This window comes from Vreelandella aquamarina (genome assembly GCF_900110265.1).
GTDB lineage: Bacteria > Pseudomonadota > Gammaproteobacteria > Pseudomonadales > Halomonadaceae > Vreelandella > Vreelandella aquamarina.
Window position 1 is genome coordinate 17,338 of record NZ_FODB01000042.1, and the last position, 19,178, is coordinate 36,515.

The 19,178-nt window shown below is 53.7% G+C and carries 17 protein-coding genes and 1 pseudogene; 9 read left to right on the forward strand and 9 right to left on the reverse strand.

Features of this window, described 5'->3' with window-relative positions; all coding sequences use genetic code 11:
- Window positions 1–131: 131 nt before the first annotated feature.
- Together BMY49_RS12050 and BMY49_RS12055 are read right to left on the reverse strand one after the other, a co-directional pair.
- Window positions 132–1,313, reverse strand: a complete 1,182-nt coding sequence (locus BMY49_RS12050) for a 1-acyl-sn-glycerol-3-phosphate acyltransferase (RefSeq protein ID WP_044627974.1) — start codon at window positions 1,311–1,313, stop codon at window positions 132–134.
- Window positions 1,314–1,371: 58 nt separating this feature from the next.
- Complete coding sequence (locus tag BMY49_RS12055) at window positions 1,372–2,310, reverse strand: recombination-associated protein RdgC (RefSeq protein WP_044627973.1); 939 nt, start codon at window positions 2,308–2,310, stop codon at window positions 1,372–1,374.
- Between the two features lie 167 nt (window positions 2,311–2,477).
- On the opposite strand from BMY49_RS12055, the gene BMY49_RS12060 reads away from it, so the two are divergent.
- The 8 genes from BMY49_RS12060 to BMY49_RS12095 all read left to right on the forward strand — a co-directional run bounded on the left by BMY49_RS12060 (window position 2,478) and on the right by BMY49_RS12095 (window position 13,452).
- Window positions 2,478–2,912 (forward strand): acyl-CoA thioesterase, encoded by a 435-nt coding sequence (locus BMY49_RS12060; RefSeq protein WP_044627972.1) that lies wholly within the window; start codon window positions 2,478–2,480, stop codon window positions 2,910–2,912.
- 165 nt (window positions 2,913–3,077) lie between these two features.
- Complete coding sequence (gene gyrA / locus BMY49_RS12065) at window positions 3,078–5,771, forward strand: DNA gyrase subunit A (RefSeq protein WP_089675682.1); 2,694 nt, start codon at window positions 3,078–3,080, stop codon at window positions 5,769–5,771.
- Window positions 5,755–6,858 (forward strand): 3-phosphoserine/phosphohydroxythreonine transaminase, encoded by a 1,104-nt coding sequence (serC, locus tag BMY49_RS12070; RefSeq protein WP_044627970.1) that lies wholly within the window; start codon window positions 5,755–5,757, stop codon window positions 6,856–6,858. The genes gyrA and serC overlap by 17 nt, the downstream gene beginning before the upstream one ends.
- Window positions 6,859–6,863: 5 nt before the next feature.
- Window positions 6,864–7,955: a prephenate dehydratase gene (gene pheA / locus BMY49_RS12075; RefSeq protein ID WP_044627969.1), complete on the forward strand. Its 1,092-nt coding sequence runs from the start codon at window positions 6,864–6,866 to the stop codon at window positions 7,953–7,955.
- 29 nt (window positions 7,956–7,984) lie between these two features.
- Window positions 7,985–10,240 carry a bifunctional prephenate dehydrogenase/3-phosphoshikimate 1-carboxyvinyltransferase gene (locus BMY49_RS12080; RefSeq protein ID WP_062360759.1) on the forward strand — a complete coding sequence of 752 codons (2,256 nt, stop codon included), beginning with the start codon at window positions 7,985–7,987 and terminating at the stop codon, window positions 10,238–10,240.
- Window positions 10,230–10,919 carry a (d)CMP kinase gene (gene cmk, locus BMY49_RS12085; RefSeq protein WP_089675683.1) on the forward strand — a complete coding sequence of 230 codons (690 nt, stop codon included), beginning with the start codon at window positions 10,230–10,232 and terminating at the stop codon, window positions 10,917–10,919. Before BMY49_RS12080 ends, cmk begins: the two co-directional genes overlap by 11 nt.
- Before the next feature lie 184 nt (window positions 10,920–11,103).
- Window positions 11,104–12,783 (forward strand): 30S ribosomal protein S1, encoded by a 1,680-nt coding sequence (rpsA, locus tag BMY49_RS12090; RefSeq protein ID WP_044627967.1) that lies wholly within the window; start codon window positions 11,104–11,106, stop codon window positions 12,781–12,783.
- 294 nt (window positions 12,784–13,077) lie between these two features.
- The gene (locus BMY49_RS12095) at window positions 13,078–13,452 is read left to right on the forward strand and encodes a histone-like nucleoid-structuring protein, MvaT/MvaU family (protein ID WP_054641181.1); all 375 of its coding nucleotides are present in this window, start codon (window positions 13,078–13,080) and stop codon (window positions 13,450–13,452) included.
- A 486-nt stretch (window positions 13,453–13,938) separates the two neighbouring features.
- Here the strand turns inward: BMY49_RS12095 and BMY49_RS17880 are convergent, their stop codons facing one another.
- A complete protein-coding gene (locus tag BMY49_RS17880; protein WP_338061333.1) occupies window positions 13,939–14,292 on the reverse strand; it encodes a helix-turn-helix transcriptional regulator in 354 nt (117 codons plus the stop codon).
- A 355-nt stretch (window positions 14,293–14,647) separates the two neighbouring features.
- Between BMY49_RS17880 and BMY49_RS12105 the strand changes: the two genes are divergently transcribed.
- Window positions 14,648–14,992, forward strand: a complete 345-nt coding sequence (locus BMY49_RS12105) for a hypothetical protein (protein WP_062360729.1) — start codon at window positions 14,648–14,650, stop codon at window positions 14,990–14,992.
- Here BMY49_RS12105 and BMY49_RS12110 read toward each other — a convergent pair.
- The 6 genes and pseudogenes from BMY49_RS12110 to BMY49_RS12135 form a co-directional block, all read right to left on the reverse strand.
- Window positions 14,989–15,861: a DNA replication terminus site-binding protein gene (locus BMY49_RS12110; RefSeq protein ID WP_044627964.1), complete on the reverse strand. Its 873-nt coding sequence runs from the start codon at window positions 15,859–15,861 to the stop codon at window positions 14,989–14,991. The two genes, BMY49_RS12105 and BMY49_RS12110, sit on opposite strands and share 4 nt — an antisense overlap.
- A gap of 17 nt (window positions 15,862–15,878) precedes the next feature.
- Window positions 15,879–16,112 (reverse strand): DNA gyrase inhibitor YacG, encoded by a 234-nt coding sequence (yacG, locus tag BMY49_RS12115; RefSeq protein WP_044627963.1) that lies wholly within the window; start codon window positions 16,110–16,112, stop codon window positions 15,879–15,881.
- 15 nt (window positions 16,113–16,127) lie between these two features.
- Window positions 16,128–16,724, reverse strand: a complete 597-nt coding sequence (gene coaE, locus BMY49_RS12120; protein WP_062374429.1) for a dephospho-CoA kinase — start codon at window positions 16,722–16,724, stop codon at window positions 16,128–16,130.
- A gap of 83 nt (window positions 16,725–16,807) precedes the next feature.
- The gene (locus tag BMY49_RS12125) at window positions 16,808–17,653 is read right to left on the reverse strand and encodes a prepilin peptidase (protein WP_062374431.1); all 846 of its coding nucleotides are present in this window, start codon (window positions 17,651–17,653) and stop codon (window positions 16,808–16,810) included.
- Between the two features lie 64 nt (window positions 17,654–17,717).
- Window positions 17,718–18,875 (reverse strand): annotated as a pseudogene (locus tag BMY49_RS12130) (type II secretion system F family protein); the annotation flags it as partial.
- 30 nt (window positions 18,876–18,905) lie between these two features.
- Window positions 18,906–19,178, reverse strand: a 273-nt coding sequence (locus BMY49_RS12135; protein WP_208596161.1) for a transposase, incomplete at its 5' end; no start/stop codon positions are given.

The following is a 19,178-nucleotide window of genomic DNA, read 5'->3' on the forward strand; positions in this document are numbered from 1 at the left end:
AATCTCCTTAAGACCGCGCCTGATGAAGCTACCAAGCGAGACCAATGAATGCCTTGACCATAGCACTTTTTCGAGCTGCGAGCATGCGTTGATCATTACGCTTAACTAAGTAAGCCGCTGCATGTAAGCATTTATATGCTGAGTCGTCCCGCCTTATGTTTCACCGGGTTGGCATACTGCCCTAACCAATAGGGTTGCAGTGCTTCTGGAACGCTTGCTAGCCGTGCTTTAAACCGCTCCCGATCTTGACGGGTAATGGATTTACGCGCGACTAGCTCCGGCGATTCGCCCAATGCTTCCAGCGCCAGATAGTGGCTGGGAAATAGGCGATAACCACCAATCACCTGGCGGTCAATTTCAGCAGCTACTTCATCAGGTGTCGCCATGTCGGCACCCACTGGCGTACCAAATTTTAGCTGAACGCGGCCTTTAGAGCCGGTAATGCCAGAAACAATTGAGCGGATGTCTTCAAACTCACTCTTGGCGTAGCTACCCTGGGTGGCGATATCATGCAGTTCCTGGGCTTTTTGCAAGTCGCAGGGATCGTACTCGTAGCTAATCGATACAGGAACGAGCTTCAGCTCGGCAATGGCATCGCCGAAGACCATATCTCGCTCTGCATGGCGTTTTGCCATCGTGAGCATTTTGATAATAGCGGGGTCGGTACGGTCAATGCCGTTTTTAGCACGACCTTCGCGCTGGGCCATCCAGATAGAGTGATTGTCTTCGGTAATCGAGTGGCGAATGTAAGACGACAGCTGCTGATAAGCGGCCAACATGGCCCGCTTTCCGCGTGCGCTCCGCGGCACAATAAAGCTTTTGTTTAGCCGCATCAGGTCGGTTACATAGGGCTTTTTCAGCAAGTTGTCGCCAATCGCAATACGTACCGTATCTCGGCCTGCCTGGTAAAGCGCGTAATTAACAAAGGCGGGGTCCAGCGAGATGTCGCGATGATTGCCGATAAATAGATAAGCGCTGTTGTCGTCGAGTTTGTCTAATCCCGAGACCTCAAAGGCATCCGTGGTGGTGCGGATCATGCGCTCCATATAGCTGGCAATGCGCATTTGAAATTCGCGAACGCTGGTAACACCCTTTACTTCACGGCGAATGGCGTGGCCTGCCAGGGCGCGCGCTACGGGCCGCGCCCATTTGGCCATGCGCGGCAGCCTAAAGCGGGTAAGCGCGTCAAGCAGTTCACTATCGTGAGAGAGCCGTTCAAGAACATCGGCCACCTCATGATCCATATAGGGGCGAATGTCTGCCCATGGGTCGTTGGTGGTGTCAGTGTTGGGTGCGTTATTATGATGAGTCATGCGATCCGTTGGATATAAGCAAAAATAATCGGGTGGCTGCGGCTTAAAATATAGAGCGTTAGGTATCTTGCTGAGCCGTCGGTTCCCGCTGAGTTTCGCCACCAAGCCATTCCAGCAGGCGGGTAACATCGTCAGAAAGCGCTTGGGCCATCAGAATAAAGTCGGTTTCCAGGCGGGCTAGCGCATCATCGCCGTCGTCGGCATGGTCGGCTTCTTCAATCAGTGCGTCGCCAAAGCGCAGCGACTTCAGCGCTAAATCGTCATGCAGCACAAAGCTTAGGCGGCCTTCCAAGCTGATCGCCAGTTTGCTGGCCTGGCGTCCGCTCTCAAGTAGCTGCTGAATTTCATCGCTGTCTAGGTCAACTTGCCGTGCGCGTAGCACGCCATCGTCGCCTTTTGCCTTGAGTTCCACTTGGTCGCCGAGCTGTAGGTCGCTTGGGCGGCTAGATGGGTCGCCTAACCAAGTAGTCATGGCGCGTATCGGCAGTGTTTGGCTGCTCAATGGCGTAGCTTTTAAGCTGCCGAGTGTCTCACGCAGCAGGTCCAATACATCTTCTGCTCGGGTGCGGGAACTAGCATTAACGCCAATGAGCTGGCGCTTAGTGTCCCACCATAAGTCAATTTTCTGGCTGCGGACAAAGGCGCGGGGCATGAGTTCTTCGGTGACCTGCTCTTTCAGCGCGCTCTTTTCCTTGCGCGTGACTTTGCGTCCCTCACTGGCCTCGATATCGGCGACTTTTTCGTCGACTTCTTCTTTGACAACCGACGCGGGAAGCAGGCGCTCTTGGCGTAGGGCAGAGAGTAAGCGGTGCCCCTGAATTTCATGCAGACGCTGGTCGCCACCTAGCCGCCCCGCAGGCGCTGTCCAGCCTAAGCGGCGAGCATCCGCATTGCCTAGCGGCTTGGCCGCATGCTCATCCAATGCGTTGGCCAGAGTTTGGCTATCTAGCTCGGGAGCGCCGTGTAGGCGATATAAATGCAGGTGCTTAAACCACATGTCACCGATCCTATGAAAAAGGTGGCACATTATGTCGAAACGCGGCCTTTCCTACCAGCACCTTGGTGCAGCGACCTGCTGTTGCACGAGTTTAAAACTTGTGTTTGATTTGCAGGGTATTAATGATTCCTTGCCCCATTTCCATAAGCAGTGAACAAGAGGATGCTATGTCTGAGTCAATTTCCCACGTCAGTATGCGGGTCCGTGGTTACCACCTAGATGGCTATGGTCATGTCAACAACGCGCGTTATCTGGAGTTTATGGAGGAGGGGCGCTGGGCATTCTTCGATGAGCACCCTCGGCTTATCCAGCAGCTTCACAGCGCTGGGCGGGCATTCGTGGTGGTTAATTTAAACATCGACTATCGCGCGGCGGCCGTCCAGGGGGACGATTTGCAGGTATTAACGGGCATCGTCGACGTTGGTGAGCGAAGTGCGCTCTGCCATCACCGCATCATTCGATCTGACGGCACTTTGATCGCCCAGGCCGACCTCACCTTCGTGCTGCTGGATGTGAAGGCCAATAAAGCCGCCGCCATCGAAGGTGAGGTGCGCGACGTGCTACGGGGACTGATCGTGCCCAAAGAAGCGTTTACGGCCTAAATGGCAATGGCGGTGTCACCGACTGCCCTTGATGCGCATGCAGTGGTATGATGTCACGGTATCTGCGCGCCGCCTTCATGTACTCAGTCTCGTACGATGAAAGGCGGCATTTTCAAGCGCTTTCAACTCTCGCAGTGCCAATGCAGTGCAAAGGATCTGACTTTCATGGGTGACATCGCCAGAGAAATCTTGCCCGTCAATATTGAAGACGAGCTCAAACAGTCGTACCTCGACTATGCGATGAGTGTCATTATCGGCCGCGCGCTACCTGATGTGCGCGACGGCCTGAAGCCCGTTCACCGGCGTGTGCTGTTTGCCATGCATGAACTGGGCAATGACTGGAATAAACCGTACAAGAAGTCGGCGCGTGTCGTCGGCGATGTCATCGGTAAATACCACCCGCACGGAGATAGTGCGGTGTATGACACCATCGTACGCATGGCGCAGCACTTCTCCATGCGTCATGTGCTGGTCGATGGTCAAGGTAACTTTGGCTCCATCGACGGTGATAACGCGGCGGCCATGCGTTACACCGAGGTGCGCATGGCGCGTCTAGCCCACGAGTTGCTGGCGGATCTCGAAAAAGACACGGTCGATTGGGTCGATAACTACGACGGCACCGAACGAATCCCAGACGTGCTGCCTACGAAAGTTCCCAACCTGTTGGTCAACGGGTCGTCGGGCATCGCGGTGGGCATGGCGACGAACATCCCGCCGCACAATATGCGGGAAGTTATCGACGGTTGCTTGGCGCTCATCGACGACTACACGCTCTCGGTGGATGATCTGATGCAATACATCCCCGGTCCTGATTTTCCCACCGGGGGGATCATCAACGGGCGTGCGGGCATTCTCGATGCTTACCGCACTGGCCGTGGACGTATTTACGTGCGCGCGTGCCACACCATCGAGCACGACGATAAAACCGGCCGCGATCACATTATCATCACTGAGCTGCCTTATCAGGTGAACAAAGCCCGGTTGATTGAGAAGATTGCCGAGCTGGTTAAAGAGAAGAAAATCGAAGGTATTGCTGAGCTGCGCGATGAGTCGGATAAAGATGGCCTGCGCGTGGTGATTGAGATCAAGCGCGGTGAGTCCGGCGAAGTGGTCGTCAATAATCTGTTCGCCCAGACGCAGCTGCAGAACGTGTTCGGCATCAACATGGTGGCGCTGGAGAACGGCCAGCCCCGCACGTTGAACCTCAAAGAGATGCTCGAAGCGTTTATTCGTCACCGCCGTGAAGTGGTGACGCGGCGCACGCTATACGAACTCAAGAAAGCGCGTGAGCGTGGCCATCTGCTTGAAGGTTTGGCCGTCGCGATTTCGAACATAGATGAAGTCATTGAACTGATTAAAGCCTCGCCTAACGCCGCTGAAGCGCGTGAAAAGCTGCTGGCGAAAGTTTGGAAGCCGGGTCAGGTAACCGCGATGCTGGAGCGTGCCGGTGCCACTTCCTGCAAGCCGGAGGATCTGGATGAAGGATTTGGACTGAACCCCTCTGCCACCGAATATCGGCTTTCCCCCGCTCAGGCTCAGGCCATTCTTGAATTGCGCCTGCACCGCCTTACTGGGCTTGAAACCGAGAGGCTGCTGGATGAGTACCTCTCGATTCTTGAGAAGATCGCCGAGTTTACCGAAATTTTGGCTTCCGCTGACCGCCTGATGGAAGTCATCCGTGAAGAGCTGCACGCGGTGCGTGATCAGTTCGGCGATGACCGCCGCACGGAAATTCAGGCCAGCCACCTGGATCTTTCCATTGAAGACCTAATCGCGGAAGAGGATATGGTGGTTACCGTGTCCCGCTCTGGTTACGCGAAGACTCAGCCGCTGTCTGATTATCAGGCTCAGCGTCGGGGTGGTCGCGGCAAGTCCGCCACGGCCATGAAGGACGAGGACGTCATCGAGCACCTGCTCGTGGCTTCGACCCACGACACCGTGCTGCTCTTCTCTAACCGTGGCAAGGTGTATTGGCTGAAAGTGTACGAAATGCCCAATGCAAGCCGCGGCTCTCGTGGCAAGCCTTTGGTGAACATGCTGCCGCTGGAAGAGGGCGAATCGGTCAACGCCATCCTGCCTGTGCGTGATTACGACCCCGAGCACTACATTTTCTTCGCCACCGCAAATGGTACGGTCAAACGTACCAGCCTTGAGCAGTTCTCTCGCCCGCGTAGCGTTGGCCTGATTGCGATTGACCTGGAAGAGGGTGACCGCTTGGTCGGTGCTGCGATTACATCGGGCAGCGACCACGTCATGCTGCTCTCCTCGAATGGCAAAGCGATTCGCTTTGAAGAGGGCAATGTGCGCGCCATGGGCCGTACCGCTCGCGGCGTACGTGGTATGCGCTTAGCAGGCGATGCGGAAGTTATCAGTCTGATTATTCCGAAGAGCCAGCAGATTGATGCCGAAGCCGATGCCGAGGTAGCTGCGCAGGCAGAGGCGGTGGAGCAAGCCCAGGGCGAAGGCCAGATTTATATTCTGACGGCCAGTGAGAATGGCTACGGCAAGCGCACCCGACTGGAGGAGTTTCCGCTGCGCGGCCGTGGCGGCCAGGGCGTCATTGCGATGCAGACCAGCGAGCGTAATGGCTCATTGGTTGCCGCTATGCAGGTGTATGACAGCGACGAAATGATGCTGATTACCGATCGCGGCACGCTGGTGCGTACTCGCGTGGAAGAAGTGTCAACGACTTCGCGTAATACTCAGGGTGTGATGCTGATTCGCTTGGGTAAAGAAGAGAAGCTGGTGAAAACCGTACGCGTTGATGAGCCTGAAGAGTCCGATGTTTTAGAGGCAGGCGAGCCAGCAGACGCAGACAATGGCGCACAGGAACCGGGAACCGATGACACGTCATTATAACTTTTGTGCAGGGCCTGCGGCCCTGCCAACCGCCGTTTTAGAGCGAGCGCGTAACGAATTGCTTGACTATCAGGGTCGTGGTTTGTCTGTGATGGAGATGAGTCATCGTAGTGATGAGTTTATTGCCATTGCAGAACGTGCCGAGGCAGATCTTCGTGAACTGCTAGCAATTCCCAGCAATTACCAAGTGCTCTTCTTGCAGGGCGGCGCAAGCATGCAGTTCTCGATGCTGCCGATGAATTTACTGGGCCAGGGCGGTAGCGCTAACTTTATCCAAACAGGCATTTGGGGAAAGAAAGCGTTAAGTGAAGCCAAGCGGCTTGGCTTCAGCTGCCATGTGGCTGCCAGCAGCGAGGCTAATGGTCACACTGCCGTGCCTGATGAGGCGTCATTATCAATCACCAATGACGCGGCCTATCTGCACTATACGTCGAATGAAACCATTGGCGGTTTAGAGTTTGATTACACGCCCCAGATAACCCGCGCTGACGGTGCAGCCGTGCCGCTGGTGTGCGATATGTCGTCGAATATTCTCTCTGGCCCGATTGATATCAGCGATTTTGGTGTGGTGTACGCTGGCGCGCAGAAAAATATCGGCCCGGCGGGGTTAACCATCGTGGTCGTACGTGACGATCTGCTAGGTAAAGCCCCTAGCACGATTCCATCACTTTTTGATTATCAAATGCTGGCAGAAGCGGGCTCTATGGTGAACACCCCGCCGACTTATGCCTGGTATCTATCGGGCTTGGTTTTCCAATGGCTTAAAAATGACATCGGTGGCTTAGATGCAATGGATGCGCTGAATCAGCGCAAAGCACAAAAGCTTTACGCTGCCATTGATGCCAGCGCCTTCTACAGTAACCCTATCGCCGTACCTAACCGTTCGCGTATGAACGTACCGTTTGTGTTGGCGGATGCGCGTTTGGATAAAGCGTTTTTACAAGAAGCCGATGAGGCAGGCCTGCTAAACCTTAAAGGCCACCGCAGCGTAGGTGGTATGCGCGCTAGTTTATATAACGCCGTTCCAGAAGAGGCGGTCGATTCCTTAATCGCCTTTATGGCGGATTTTGAACAACGAAGAGGCTAACCATCATGTCCGATACGCCGATCAATTTAGATGACTTGCGTCAACGTATCGACCAGTTGGATGGCGATATTCTGCGCTTGATCAGTGAGCGTGCCAGCTGCGCCCAGCAGGTGGCGCACGTTAAGCTCGCCCAAGATCAAGATGCCGTGTTTTACCGCCCAGAGCGCGAAGCGCAGGTGTTACGGCGCATTATGGCGCTGAATAAAGGCCCGCTGGACGCTGAAGAGATGGCCCGTCTGTTCCGCGAGATTATGTCGGCCTGCCTCGCGCTGGAGCAGCCGGTAAAAGTGGCCTACCTAGGGCCGGAAGGCACTTTCACCCAGCAAGCGGCGCTCAAGCATTTTGGCGAAAGTGCGGTAAGCCTGCCTATGGCCGCTATCGATGAAGTGTTCCGCGAAGTGGAAGCAGGCGCGGTGAACTATGGCGTGGTGCCGGTGGAAAACTCCACTGAAGGGGTGGTGAACCACACGCTCGATACCTTTATGGACTCTTCCATCAAGATTTGTGGCGAGGTAGTACTACGCATTCACCACCATCTCTTAATTAGCGAAACAACGCGCAAAGACAAAGTCTCGCGTATCTACTCGCACCCCCAGTCGTTTGGCCAGTGTCGTAAATGGCTGGATGCGCATTACCCACATGCTGAGCGTGTGCCGGTTTCCTCCAACGCTGAAGCGGCTAAATTGGTGAAAACCGAATGGCACAGCGCGGCGATTGCCGGCGACATGGCTGCCAAGCTCTACGGCTTAGAGCGCATTGCCGATAAAATCGAAGACCGTCCGGATAACTCGACGCGCTTTTTGATTATTGGTAATCAAGATGTGCCTATGTCAGGTGAAGACAAAACTTCCATTGTGGTAGCCATGCGTAACCAGCCAGGCGCGCTTCACGACCTGTTGGAGCCATTCCATCGCCACAAGATCGATTTAACCCGCATCGAGACGCGCCCTTCGCGCACAGGCGTATGGAATTACGTGTTCTTCATTGATTTCAAAGGCCACCGTGATGAGCCGAGTGTAGCGGCTGTGCTGGAAGAGGTGCGTCTGCGCGCTGCTGAGTTGCGCGTATTGGGTTCTTACCCTCAGGGCGTGCTGTGACGGTGTTAGCACAAGGTGCTGGGCGTGAAGTGTGTCATGAACCGCGAATTTTAATCGTCGGGCTGGGCTTAATTGGTGGTTCGCTAGCAGCGGCGCTGCGCGCTTCTGGTTTTTCCGGGGAAATTATTGCCTGCGACCCTAATAAAGACGAGATTGCTCTAGGTATTGAGCTGGGGCTTGTTAACGCTGGCGGCACGCAGCTAGCTGAGCTGCTGGATGATGTTTCCATGGTGGTCCTGGCAGTGCCCGTACTGGCAATGGAAAGCGTGATGACCGCACTGGCCCAGGCGCTTCCTAACGCGGCTGATGATGTAGTGATCACCGATGTGGGTAGTACCAAAGCCACCATTCGTGAATGTGCCGAACGCGTGTTTGGTTACGTATTACCTAATATCGTCTTAGGGCATCCTATCGCGGGCTCAGAAAAGAGTGGTGTGGCAGCGGCCAACCCGACGCTTTATGTTAATCACAAAGTGATTCTGACGCCCGAACCTAACGTCGATGCTGATGCACTAGCACGCGTGGAAAAGCTCTGGCAGACGTGTGGTGCAGAAGTCTTGCAAATGAGCGTCGAGCGCCACGATCAGGTGCTGGCACGCACGAGTCACCTGCCGCACCTTTTGGCGTTCTCTCTAGTGGATACGCTGGCGCGTCAGGATGAGCGGCTGGATATTTTTCGTTACGCTGCGGGCGGATTTCGTGATTTTACCCGTATTGCAGGTAGCGACCCGGTCATGTGGCGGGATATTTTTATCGCCAACCGAGAAGCAGTGCTGTCGTCACTAGACGACTTTGAAGCAGGGTTAAAGCGTCTTCGTTGCGCCGTTGAAAGCGGTGATAGCGATGCGCTAATTGCAACGTTTGATCGTGCCAGCCACGCGCGACACTATTTTGATACGTTATTGAATAAAACCAGTTATCAGGCGGAATATCATATGCAACCACACGGTAAAGTGACTTATCGCGTGCAGCCAGGCGGAGAGGCGCAGGGTCGTCTTCGCGTGCCAGGCGATAAATCCATCTCCCATCGCTCTATTATGCTGGGTGCTCTGGCGGAAGGTGTGACGGAAGTAAAAGGCTTCTTGGAAGGTGAGGATAGCCTAGCGACTCTACAAGCTTTTCGCGAGATGGGCGTGGCCATTGAGGGGCCTCACCAGGGGCGAGTCACTATCCACGGTGTGGGCATGCAGGGTTTGAAAGCGCCCGCAGGGCCACTCTATGTAGGCAACTCCGGTACGGCTATGCGGCTCTTTGCCGGTTTGCTGGCGGGCCAATCTTTCGATAGCGAGCTGACCGGCGATGAGTCGCTCTCTAAGCGGCCGATGGGGCGTGTGGCAGATCCGCTGCGTCTGATGGGTGCTACCATCGATACCGCCGAAGGCGGCCGTCCGCCGTTAAAGATCCACGGCGGTGCGCCGCTGAAAGGTATTTACTACGACATGCCGATGGCCAGCGCGCAGGTAAAGTCATGCCTGCTGCTTGCTGGGCTCTATGCCGAAGGTGAAACCCGCGTGCGCGAGCCAGCTCCTACCCGTGACCATACCGAGCGTATGCTTAACGGCTTTGGATACGCCGTTTCACGCGAAGGGGATACCTGTTGGCTACAAGGTGGCGGACAATTAACGGCTGGGTCGATTGATGTGCCCTCCGATATTTCGTCAGCGACGTTCTTCCTTGTCGCAGCTGCCATTACGCCGGGCTCGGATATCACGTTAGAGCATGTAGGTATCAATCCAACCCGCATTGGTGTGATCAATATTTTGAAATTGATGGGCGCCGACTTAACGCTTGAAAACGAACGTGAAGTGGGTGGCGAGCCAGTGGCGGATATTCGTATTCGTTACGCGCCCCTAAAAAGTATTGATATTCCCGTCGATCAAGTGCCGCTGGCTATAGATGAGTTCCCGGCGCTATTCATCGCGGCGGCCAATGCTCATGGCACGACGCGCCTGCGCGGCGCGGAAGAGCTGCGGGTGAAAGAGTCCGACCGTATCCAGGCCATGGCCGATGGCCTTGCTGTGCTTGGCGTTGAGCATACGGTGGTGGAAGACGGTATCGATATTATTGGTAACGGCAACGACAGCGTGCCGAGCTATGGCGGCGGCCGTATCGATAGCTTGGGCGACCACCGTATTGCTATGGCGTTTGCCATTGCGTCGCTACGCGCAGGTGATGAAATCATTATTGACGACTGTGCGAATGTCGCTACCTCGTTCCCGGATTTTGTTGCGCTGGCGCAGCGCATTGGTATGAGTGTTAGCGTGGAGGGTGCTAATGACCGCTAAGGTACCTGTGCTGACAATCGATGGCCCCGGCGGTGCTGGCAAAGGCACGATTAGCAGCCTTGTGGCCGAGCGTTTAGGTTGGCACCTATTAGACAGTGGGGCACTTTATCGTCTAACGGCCCGGGCGGCCGTCAAGCATCATGTCGCCCTAGATGATGAGGCGGCACTGGCAGCGATTGCCACTAAGCTAGATGTTGCCTTTCCTGTGGTAGATGGTCAGCCTTGCACCTTGTTAGAGGGCGAAGACGTTGGGCAGATGATTCGTACCGAGCAAGCAGGTGAACTTGCTTCTCAGGTCGCAGCACTGCCTAGTGTGCGCGCAGCACTACTTCAGCGCCAGCGAGATTTTTGCCAATTACCTGGACTGGTGGCAGACGGCCGCGATATGGGAACTGTCGTATTTCCCGAGGCGCCGTTGAAGGTTTTTCTCACCGCCAGCGCCGAAGAACGGGCTCGCAGAAGGCATCTACAGTTGCAGGAAGCAGGGGTGGATGCTAGTCTGTCGAGTCTTTTAAAGGAGATTCAGGCACGCGATGCACGCGATACGCAACGCAGTGTGGCTCCTCTCAAGCCGGCAGATGATGCCATTACGCTTGATACCACGCGCCTGAGCATACCGGAAGTGGTTGATCGGCTGACCGAACTGCTTGCCCAACGCGGCATGTCTAACGGCATTTGATTCTCCCTTGCGGCGTTTTTGGAAAGGTGTCACGACGTGGCAGGGCGATAACTCCATATCAGTGAGCCCGGTCAGGTCTAACCAGCGCTAACGCCTCCAAAAGCAGAGTGACATTAGGCCCGTACTCGCTGGTGGTACGGAGAAGGCAGTTATGCCTCAACAACGTTGATCACGTAGGAAAACCATGAGCGAAAGCTTTGCTGAACTGTTTGAACAGTCTCTTAACGACATCAACATGGAGCCAGGCGCTATCGTCGCGGCCCAGGTTGTCGACATTGACGGTGACTGGGTTACCGTTAACGCTGGTCTGAAATCCGAAGGTCAGATCCCTGCGGCACAATTCCGCGATGAGAATGGTGAACTGACCATCGCTATCGGTGACGACGTTCACGTTGCACTGGAAGCCGTTGAAGATGGCTTCGGTGAAACGCGTCTGTCCCGTGAAAAAGCCAAGCGCGCAGAAGCTTGGAAAATTCTGGAAGCAGCCTTCGAGAAAGACGAAATCGTCAAGGGCGTGATCAACGGTAAAGTCAAAGGCGGCTTCACTGTCGATGTCGACTCTATCCGTGCCTTCTTGCCGGGCTCTCTGGTTGACGTTCGTCCGGTTCGCGACACGGCACATCTGGAAAACAAAGAGCTGGACTTTAAAGTCATCAAGCTTGATCCGAAGCGCAACAACGTCGTTGTATCGCGTCGTGCCGTGCTGGAAGCAGAAAACAGTGCCGAGCGTGAAGCGCTGCTGGCCACTCTGCAAGAAGGTCAGCAAATCAAGGGTATCGTTAAGAACCTGACCGACTACGGTGCTTTCGTAGATCTGGGCGGCGTTGATGGCCTGCTGCACATCACCGACATGGCTTGGAAGCGTATCAAGCATCCGTCTGAAATCGTTGCCGTTGGCGACGAAATCAACGTCAAAGTGCTGAAGTTCGACCGTGAGCGCAACCGCGTTTCACTGGGTCTGAAGCAGCTGGGCGAAGATCCGTGGGTCAACATCAAAGAGCGTTACCCGGAAGGCACCAAAGTGCACGCGGTCGTCACTAATCTGACGGACTACGGCTGCTTTGCTGAGCTGGAAGAAGGCGTTGAAGGTCTGGTTCACGTGTCTGAAATGGACTGGACCAACAAGAACATTCATCCGTCTAAAGTCGTTCAAGTGGGCGATGATGTTGACGTGATGGTTCTTGATATCGATGAAGAGCGTCGTCGCATTTCTCTGGGTATCAAGCAGTGCACTGCTAATCCGTGGGAAACGTTCAACGCTGAATACAACAAGGGCGACCGTGTTTCCGGTACCATCAAGTCAATCACTGACTTCGGTATCTTTATCGGCCTTGAAGGCGGTATCGACGGTTTGGTTCACCTGTCCGACATCTCTTGGACAGAGACTGGCGAAGAAGCCGTTCGCAACTTCAAGAAAGGCGACGAAGCAGAAGCCGTTATTCTGTCTATCGACCCGGAGCGTGAGCGCATCTCCCTGGGTATCAAGCAAATGGATTCCGATCCGGTTGCTGAGTACCTGTCAGTGAATGACAAGGGCAGCATTGTTACCGGTCGCGTTGTAGAAGTTGACGCTAAAGAAGCACACGTTGAGCTGGCAACTGACGTTATTGCCATTCTTAAAGCGTCTGAAATTAGCGCAGACCGCGTTGAAGATGCACGCAATGTGCTGAACGAAGGCGACAGCGTTGAAGCGCGTATTGTCAGCGTCGATCGTAAGAGCCGTCAGATCAATCTGTCGGTGAAAGCGAAAGAGCAAGACGACACTCGTCAGAACCTGAAGAAACTGCGTGACCAAGAGCCGGAAGCAGCAGGTGGCCCGACCACTATCGGTGATCTGATCAAGCAGCAGATGGGTCAAGACTAAATTATTAGTTTTTCCTACTAAAACGCCGCCCAAAAGGGCGGCGTTTTTTTGCAAAAATTTTACACACTTTTCTTTGTTGGCTTAGTCAGAAGTAAGTGGATGATTGGGTTAATAAGCAAAGGCTTTAAAGCGCTATTGTGGATTGTAAAATTGTTTAGTAAATGGACCAAAATGAACTAGACTGTTGTCAATTACAGAGTTTAAGGCAATAATGTGTCCGCATCCTGAACTAATCGGTATTGAGTTGCCCAGCTGAATGCCATCGCAGTTAAAACCAAGCTAAAAGGATTTCCTATGTCACTGTTAAACGACTACATTCAAAAAGAGCAGCAGCTTAAACAGCTTCAAGAAGAGCTGCAGCGTCTTGAAGGCGACCAGCGCCTGAAAAGCGAGCTTGAGTTTAAAGCTAAACTTGAAGCACTGATGAACGAGTTTGGTAAGCGTCCTGCAGATGTAATTGCGCTTTTGGATCCGACTACTGATCAGCGCAGTGCCAAAGCAGCGCCGGCCGCCTCTGCTCGCCGTAAGCGTCGTTTAAAAATCTATAAGAACCCGCATACTGGTGAAGTGATCGAAACCCGTGGTGGGAACCATAAAGGTCTGCGTAGCTGGAAAGATGAGCATGGTGATGAAGCTGTCGAGTCCTGGTTCGTGCGCATGGAAGACTAAGTAGTTTAACCGGCATTTCTAATAGAAATGCCGGTTTTGTTTTTAGAGGGTTAGTTTCAAGCAGCGACCTAGAAGACTGGCTGGGAAGTCAGCAGGGTTTGGCACTACGGACTAGCCAACCACTAGTTCAGCATTAACCAGTTCAATAAATGTGCGTTGCTTCTCTCAGTAGTGGCACCCGCAGCTCTAAGTGATCGGGATGCCATAAAATCCGTGGAGATTCTCCACTAATGTGAAAGCGATGTTGTTGATTGAGCAGCGGCAGTAGCGTTGATGTCAATGCATCTGATAGCTCATCAAAATCATCAAAGCAGGTTTTTGCATAGTGTTGTGCAGGAATTTCAATGCGCCGGTAAGCAACTGGTAGGGCTAAATTTTCTGTATTTGCTGTGTGGGCTAAATAGAGGCCAATGTCAGTTCTTGACTTGCGTACCTTGGCGCCTGACTCAAGGGCGTCAACTTTGTCTGCGAGCAGGTCAGGTAGCGCTACTGTAGGTGTCGCACGCTGCTAAAAGACTGGCGATAATGCCTAGGCGTCAGCTGATAGCGCCGCTGAAATGCGCGCGAAAACGATGAATGGTTTGCATACCCGCAGCGAATGGCAATATGCGCTATATTTTGTGGGGTAAGCGATAGCAAGACCGCTGCTCGCTCTAAGCGCCTCTGCTCACGATAAGCGCTAGGAGAGGTGTTGAAGCAGTGACGAAATTGCCGCCGTATCTGTGACACTGAATATCCCAAGTGATTAGCAAGGTCTTCTATACTTAGCGATTGGTCAAGCGTGTCCTGTAGCCAGATCTCAGCTCGCGACATTGCATTGAACATTATCTGGCCTCCCATGCGTGAGTCATACAGGTCAGTTGATAGCTTGCCTGTGATGCACCCTCCCGGTGCTTGTTGTTGCTGGTAACCTGGTGGTCCATGACTTTTATCGTTGCCACCAGTGTTTGAGTGTTATCTACAGAGCGGCCATCCATGGCTCGTGATGGAACGTGATGCGTTTGACGTTCGATAGATAGCCGGATAATCATTATTACCGATTAGTGGCTTCATCACGATGGTGTCTTTATGCTGCTAAGCTGAAGCAAAGGCAAGTTTGCTATGGGAGTTTACGCGTTTGTGCACAGTTTTTTGTAAATAAAGTCTGTTTTGCAGACATATCGACCATCCCAAGTAAGGTGTAAATGAAACATCGATGAAATATCAAAAGGTTCAAAAACAACTGGATGAGCGTGAAAAGCTGCGTAAGTTTCGTGAGCTGGATGACGCCTTTGCGCAAGCATTGCGTCAGTTGGAAGATCCTGATAGTGACTTTGATATTCCAACAGGGCCCCCTGTACGCTCTTTAGCGGCGCTTGAGGCTGATGATCAGGCTGAGCGGCAGAAGGAACAGGATCTGCTGTTCAGCCAGCGCTTCAAGGCCTTGCTGAAGGAGTATGATTTATCAGAGGGTGGAGTAAGCGAACTGATACAGACGCTATTGGCCTACGGACTATGGGAGGTGGATCGCATGCCCGCCCAAAGTGGCAGTGGGCACTAACGGTAGCGATATACCCGCAAGCTAGGTAGAAATACGTCACTCTCCAGCTTTTCATCCCGACGCTTTGCCCGCGTACGCTGCGCGGGCGGCTCTAGGGGCGGCATTTTAATATGTGGCAAGCGATTTTCAGGGGCGGGAACAATAAGCGGCATGGCAATATTTAATGCGCGCCGGGTATGGCCGTCTTCTAGTGGTTCTGTAAAAAACAGGTTGCCGCGCATGAGCGGGGCTTGGTTTTGTACCTGTGCTAGCGGTTCGCTGCTTGGTATTCCCGCTAGTCTACGTAGCTGAATGCGGATATGTGGCGAGTCGGTATCTAACTGCAAGAGTTTTTGCTCTGCTTCTTGTACGGTAATTTTTTTTATTGAGCGGCCACTGCTATACCAAGCAAAGCGAACGCGCGATACCGGTGCCGGGGCAATAGGAAGGTGCCGCCAACACTGCTTAAGGTGCAAGCGCGCCAAGCCACCCTGACGCAGCACGTTATCCACGTCTGGGTGGCGTTGAGGCAAGCGGTGTTTGGCTTGGCTGAGTGTATTTGGCTGTGCCTGTTTAATATGCTGAAGCAGGTCGCTAATGTGTGCTTTAGCGCGGTTAACCGCCGTAAATTTTTCAAGTAATTCATCATCTGCTGCGATAAGCGCAATGTAGTTACGCGTCTCGCGCCCATCTTGGCCCTGCTGATGCCACATATCGAGCAGGGCTTGGCGTAGCCAAGACCTACCCCCAGGGTAGGGCTGAAAGTGCCATGTGGCTGATTGCTGCTGCTCATAATAAGTGGCTGCATGATCTATAGCTGCCATCAAGTCATCGAAACGGGCATCCAGCTCATGCAGCAAGTGGTAAACGGGCAGGGCATTATCGTTCATGGCAGAACACTCATGGGCTAAGAGAGCGGGGCGTCTCTATCCGCTTGGGCAAGCAGCGCGTCCAAATCGGCTTCATCCATCGCGGATTCGCCCGAAATGCGGTGAGACTCTTCCGCCCAAGCGCCTAGGTCAAGCAGCTGGCATCGTTTGCTGCAAAAAGGGCGGTAGGCGCTCTCTGGGCTCCAGACGACTGGCTTGCTGCATTGAGGGCAAGCGACCTCTAGCGGTGCATCGTTAGCGGGTGTTGGCATAGAACTCTCCTTGAGCTAGAGGTATTTATTTCGGTAGTGCTGATCAAGCTGCGTTACCTGTTGCATCATCGAAGCATGGTCTCCGCTGTTATCAATAACATCATTGGCCTTAGTAAGGCGCTCTTCACGGGGAAGCTGGGCGGCGAGAATAGCATGCACTTGAGCCTCGCTCACGTCGTCTCGCGCACGTGTCCGCGAAAGCTGCAGCTCAACGGGCACATCGACTACAACGGTGCGATCCACCAGCTTGTCTTGGCCTGACTCAAATAACAACGGCGATACCAGCAGCACATAAGGTGATTGGCGCTGTAAGCGCTCTAGATGTACGAGAATGCGTTCGCGCACGCGAGGATGGGTCACCGACTCCAGCCATTTGCGCTCGGTAGGGTTGTCAAACACAATGCTGCGCAAAGCTGCACGGTTTAACGTGCCGTCAGCGTGTAGTACATCATTTCCGAAGTGTTCTCTGATAGCCGCTAGCGCTGGTTCGCCAGGCATGACGACTTCCCTGGCCACATCGTCGGCGTCTACCCAGCCGATTCCCAGCGAACCAAACGCCCGAGCAACGGTAGACTTACCGGAACCGATACCGCCTGTTAACCCAACAATCATGGCTGTTCCCTAAATAGTGGCGCTGCTATCGTCATGGGCATAGATAATAGCTGGCCACAGTAAGATGGACGAAATGACCAATGCTAATATAGCAGTGACGTATAGAGCGCCATCAGCTCATCGCCCGCTAATAAGCAAACCCAACCCGCCAGGGCTAGAAAAGGGCCAAAAGGCAGCGGCTGGCCGCGCAAATGAGGGGAGCTGGCTTGCGCCGCCAAGCCCACAAGGGCACCAATGCCTGCCGATACGATCAACAGTAATGGCAGCATGGGCCAACCGACCCAGGCGCCTAACGCCGCTAGCAGCTTAAAATCGCCAAACCCCATACCCTCTTTGCCCGTTAATAGCTTAAACAGCCAGTAAAAGCTCCAGAGGATTAAGTAGCCAGCCATGGCGCCGATTACCGCGCTGGGCAACATAATGGGCTGAAAGAGCAGCTGATAGAGCAAGCCCGCCCAGAGCAAGGGCAGGGTTAACATATCCGGCAGCAAATACGTACGAAAATCGATAACCGCCAGCGCCAAAAGTGTTAAACAGGCCGCATAAATAAACAGGGCGCTTGCTGTTGTGCCATAAAGCGCCACAACGGCCACCGCTAATAGCCCGCCCATCAGTTCAACCAGTGGGTACTGTGCACTAATGGGAGATTGGCAGTTTGCGCACTTACCGCGCCGTTTTAACCAGCCAAGCAGCGGTAAGTTATCATGCCACGCAATCGGATGCTCGCAGCGCGGGCACATCGAGCCAGGGGTTGCGAGATTAAAGCGGGGCGCTGTTTCTGCCGGAAACTCCAGCGAAGCTAGGGCTTCATTGCGCCAGCGCCTCATCAGCATGACCGGTAGGCGAGTAATCACCACATTTAAAAAGCTGCCAAAACAAAGCCCGAGTAGAAGAGCAGGCGCCCACTCGAGCGGTGAAGGGAGATACATAAATGTCCTTTTTAACTGCCTGAAAATAGGAGAGGCCACCGTGGGCAGCGCATGTAGAAAACGGCTATAACGCAGAGCCTAAATTGAAAATTGGCAAGTACATGGACACGACAACACCGCCGACTAATAAGCCCAACACAACGATAATAACGGGTTCCATTAACGATGTGAGTGCATCCACTTTATTATCAACTTCCTCTTCGTAATAATCTGCCACTCGATTCAGCATGGCATCTAAAGAGCCTGCCTCCTCACCGATACTGACCATTTGAACCGCCAGGGCTGGAAAACGATTTGTCATGCGCATCGCAAAATGTAATTGCTGCCCCGTCGCCACGTCTTGGCGAGTTTGCACCACGGCGTGTTCGTAAACCTTATTGCCGGTTGCTCCGGCGGCTGTGTCTAACCCTTCTACCAGTGGGACACCGGAAGAAAATGTGGTGGCCAATGTGCGAGAAAAACGCGCAACCGCAGATTTGTGCATGATGTCGCCGATAATCGGTAATCGAAGTAGTAATGCATGCATGCGGTAAGCGATATTTGGTGAACGCTGGATGCCTTGTTTAAGCAAGAATATGGCCGCTACCAGCGCGCCAAATGCTGTTAGCCAGTACTGTTGGGCAAGCTTCGATAGATTTACCGTCATTTGCGTAAGCGCAGGTAGTTCCGCCCCGAAGCTTTGAAACATACTTTCAAATTCAGGTACCACTTTCACCAGAAGCAGCATGGTAACCGCAATACCAATCGCCATGACCGCAGTGGGATACCACAGTGCCTTTTTAACACGTGCTTTCAGGGATTCTACTTTCTCTTTATAGGTTGCAACGCGATCCAGCATTTGATCTAGGGCGCCTGCTTGTTCACCAGCATCTACCAAGTTAACAAACAGGCGGTCAAAATGTTTTGGGTGTTGGCGAAGCGCATCCGAGAAGCTAGAGCCAGAAGACACATCGCTCATCATTTGCTGTATCAGGGCCACCATGGCGGGTTTTTTTAGGCTTTCAGCGACTACTTGGAGCGCTTGTAAAAGTGGGATGCCTGCTCGAATCATAGTGGCCATTTGACGCGCAAACACCATGATGTCGTTAGGGTTGATGCGGCCGTTGCCGCCAATGCCGCCTTTTTTAGTGATACGCCGAATATCAATATTTTGTTTGGCGAGTTCGGCGGTGACTTCCGCTTTGCTGCGGCCAATCATTTCGCCGCTTAACGTTCTGTTTTGGAGTTATTGTCAAATTCTGTGTATGGCCGGTCAGGCGGCAGTCCTGTCTGACTGATCGGTCAAGGGTTCGCCGTCCTTGAACTGGACGTTGTTCACGACCAGCTCCAGCTTGTTGAACCCCTTGATCCGCTTCCAGCGCTTCTGGGCGCTCTGAAGCAGCTTGAAGACCATCGCCAGGGTCGTCGCTCTGGAGCCGCAGTTCCGGCTGCGCTTGCTCCGCAGGCGGACCGTGGCGAAGGTCGACTCGATCGGGTTGGTGGTGCGGATATGCACCCAGTGTTCTGCCGGGTAGTCATAGAACGC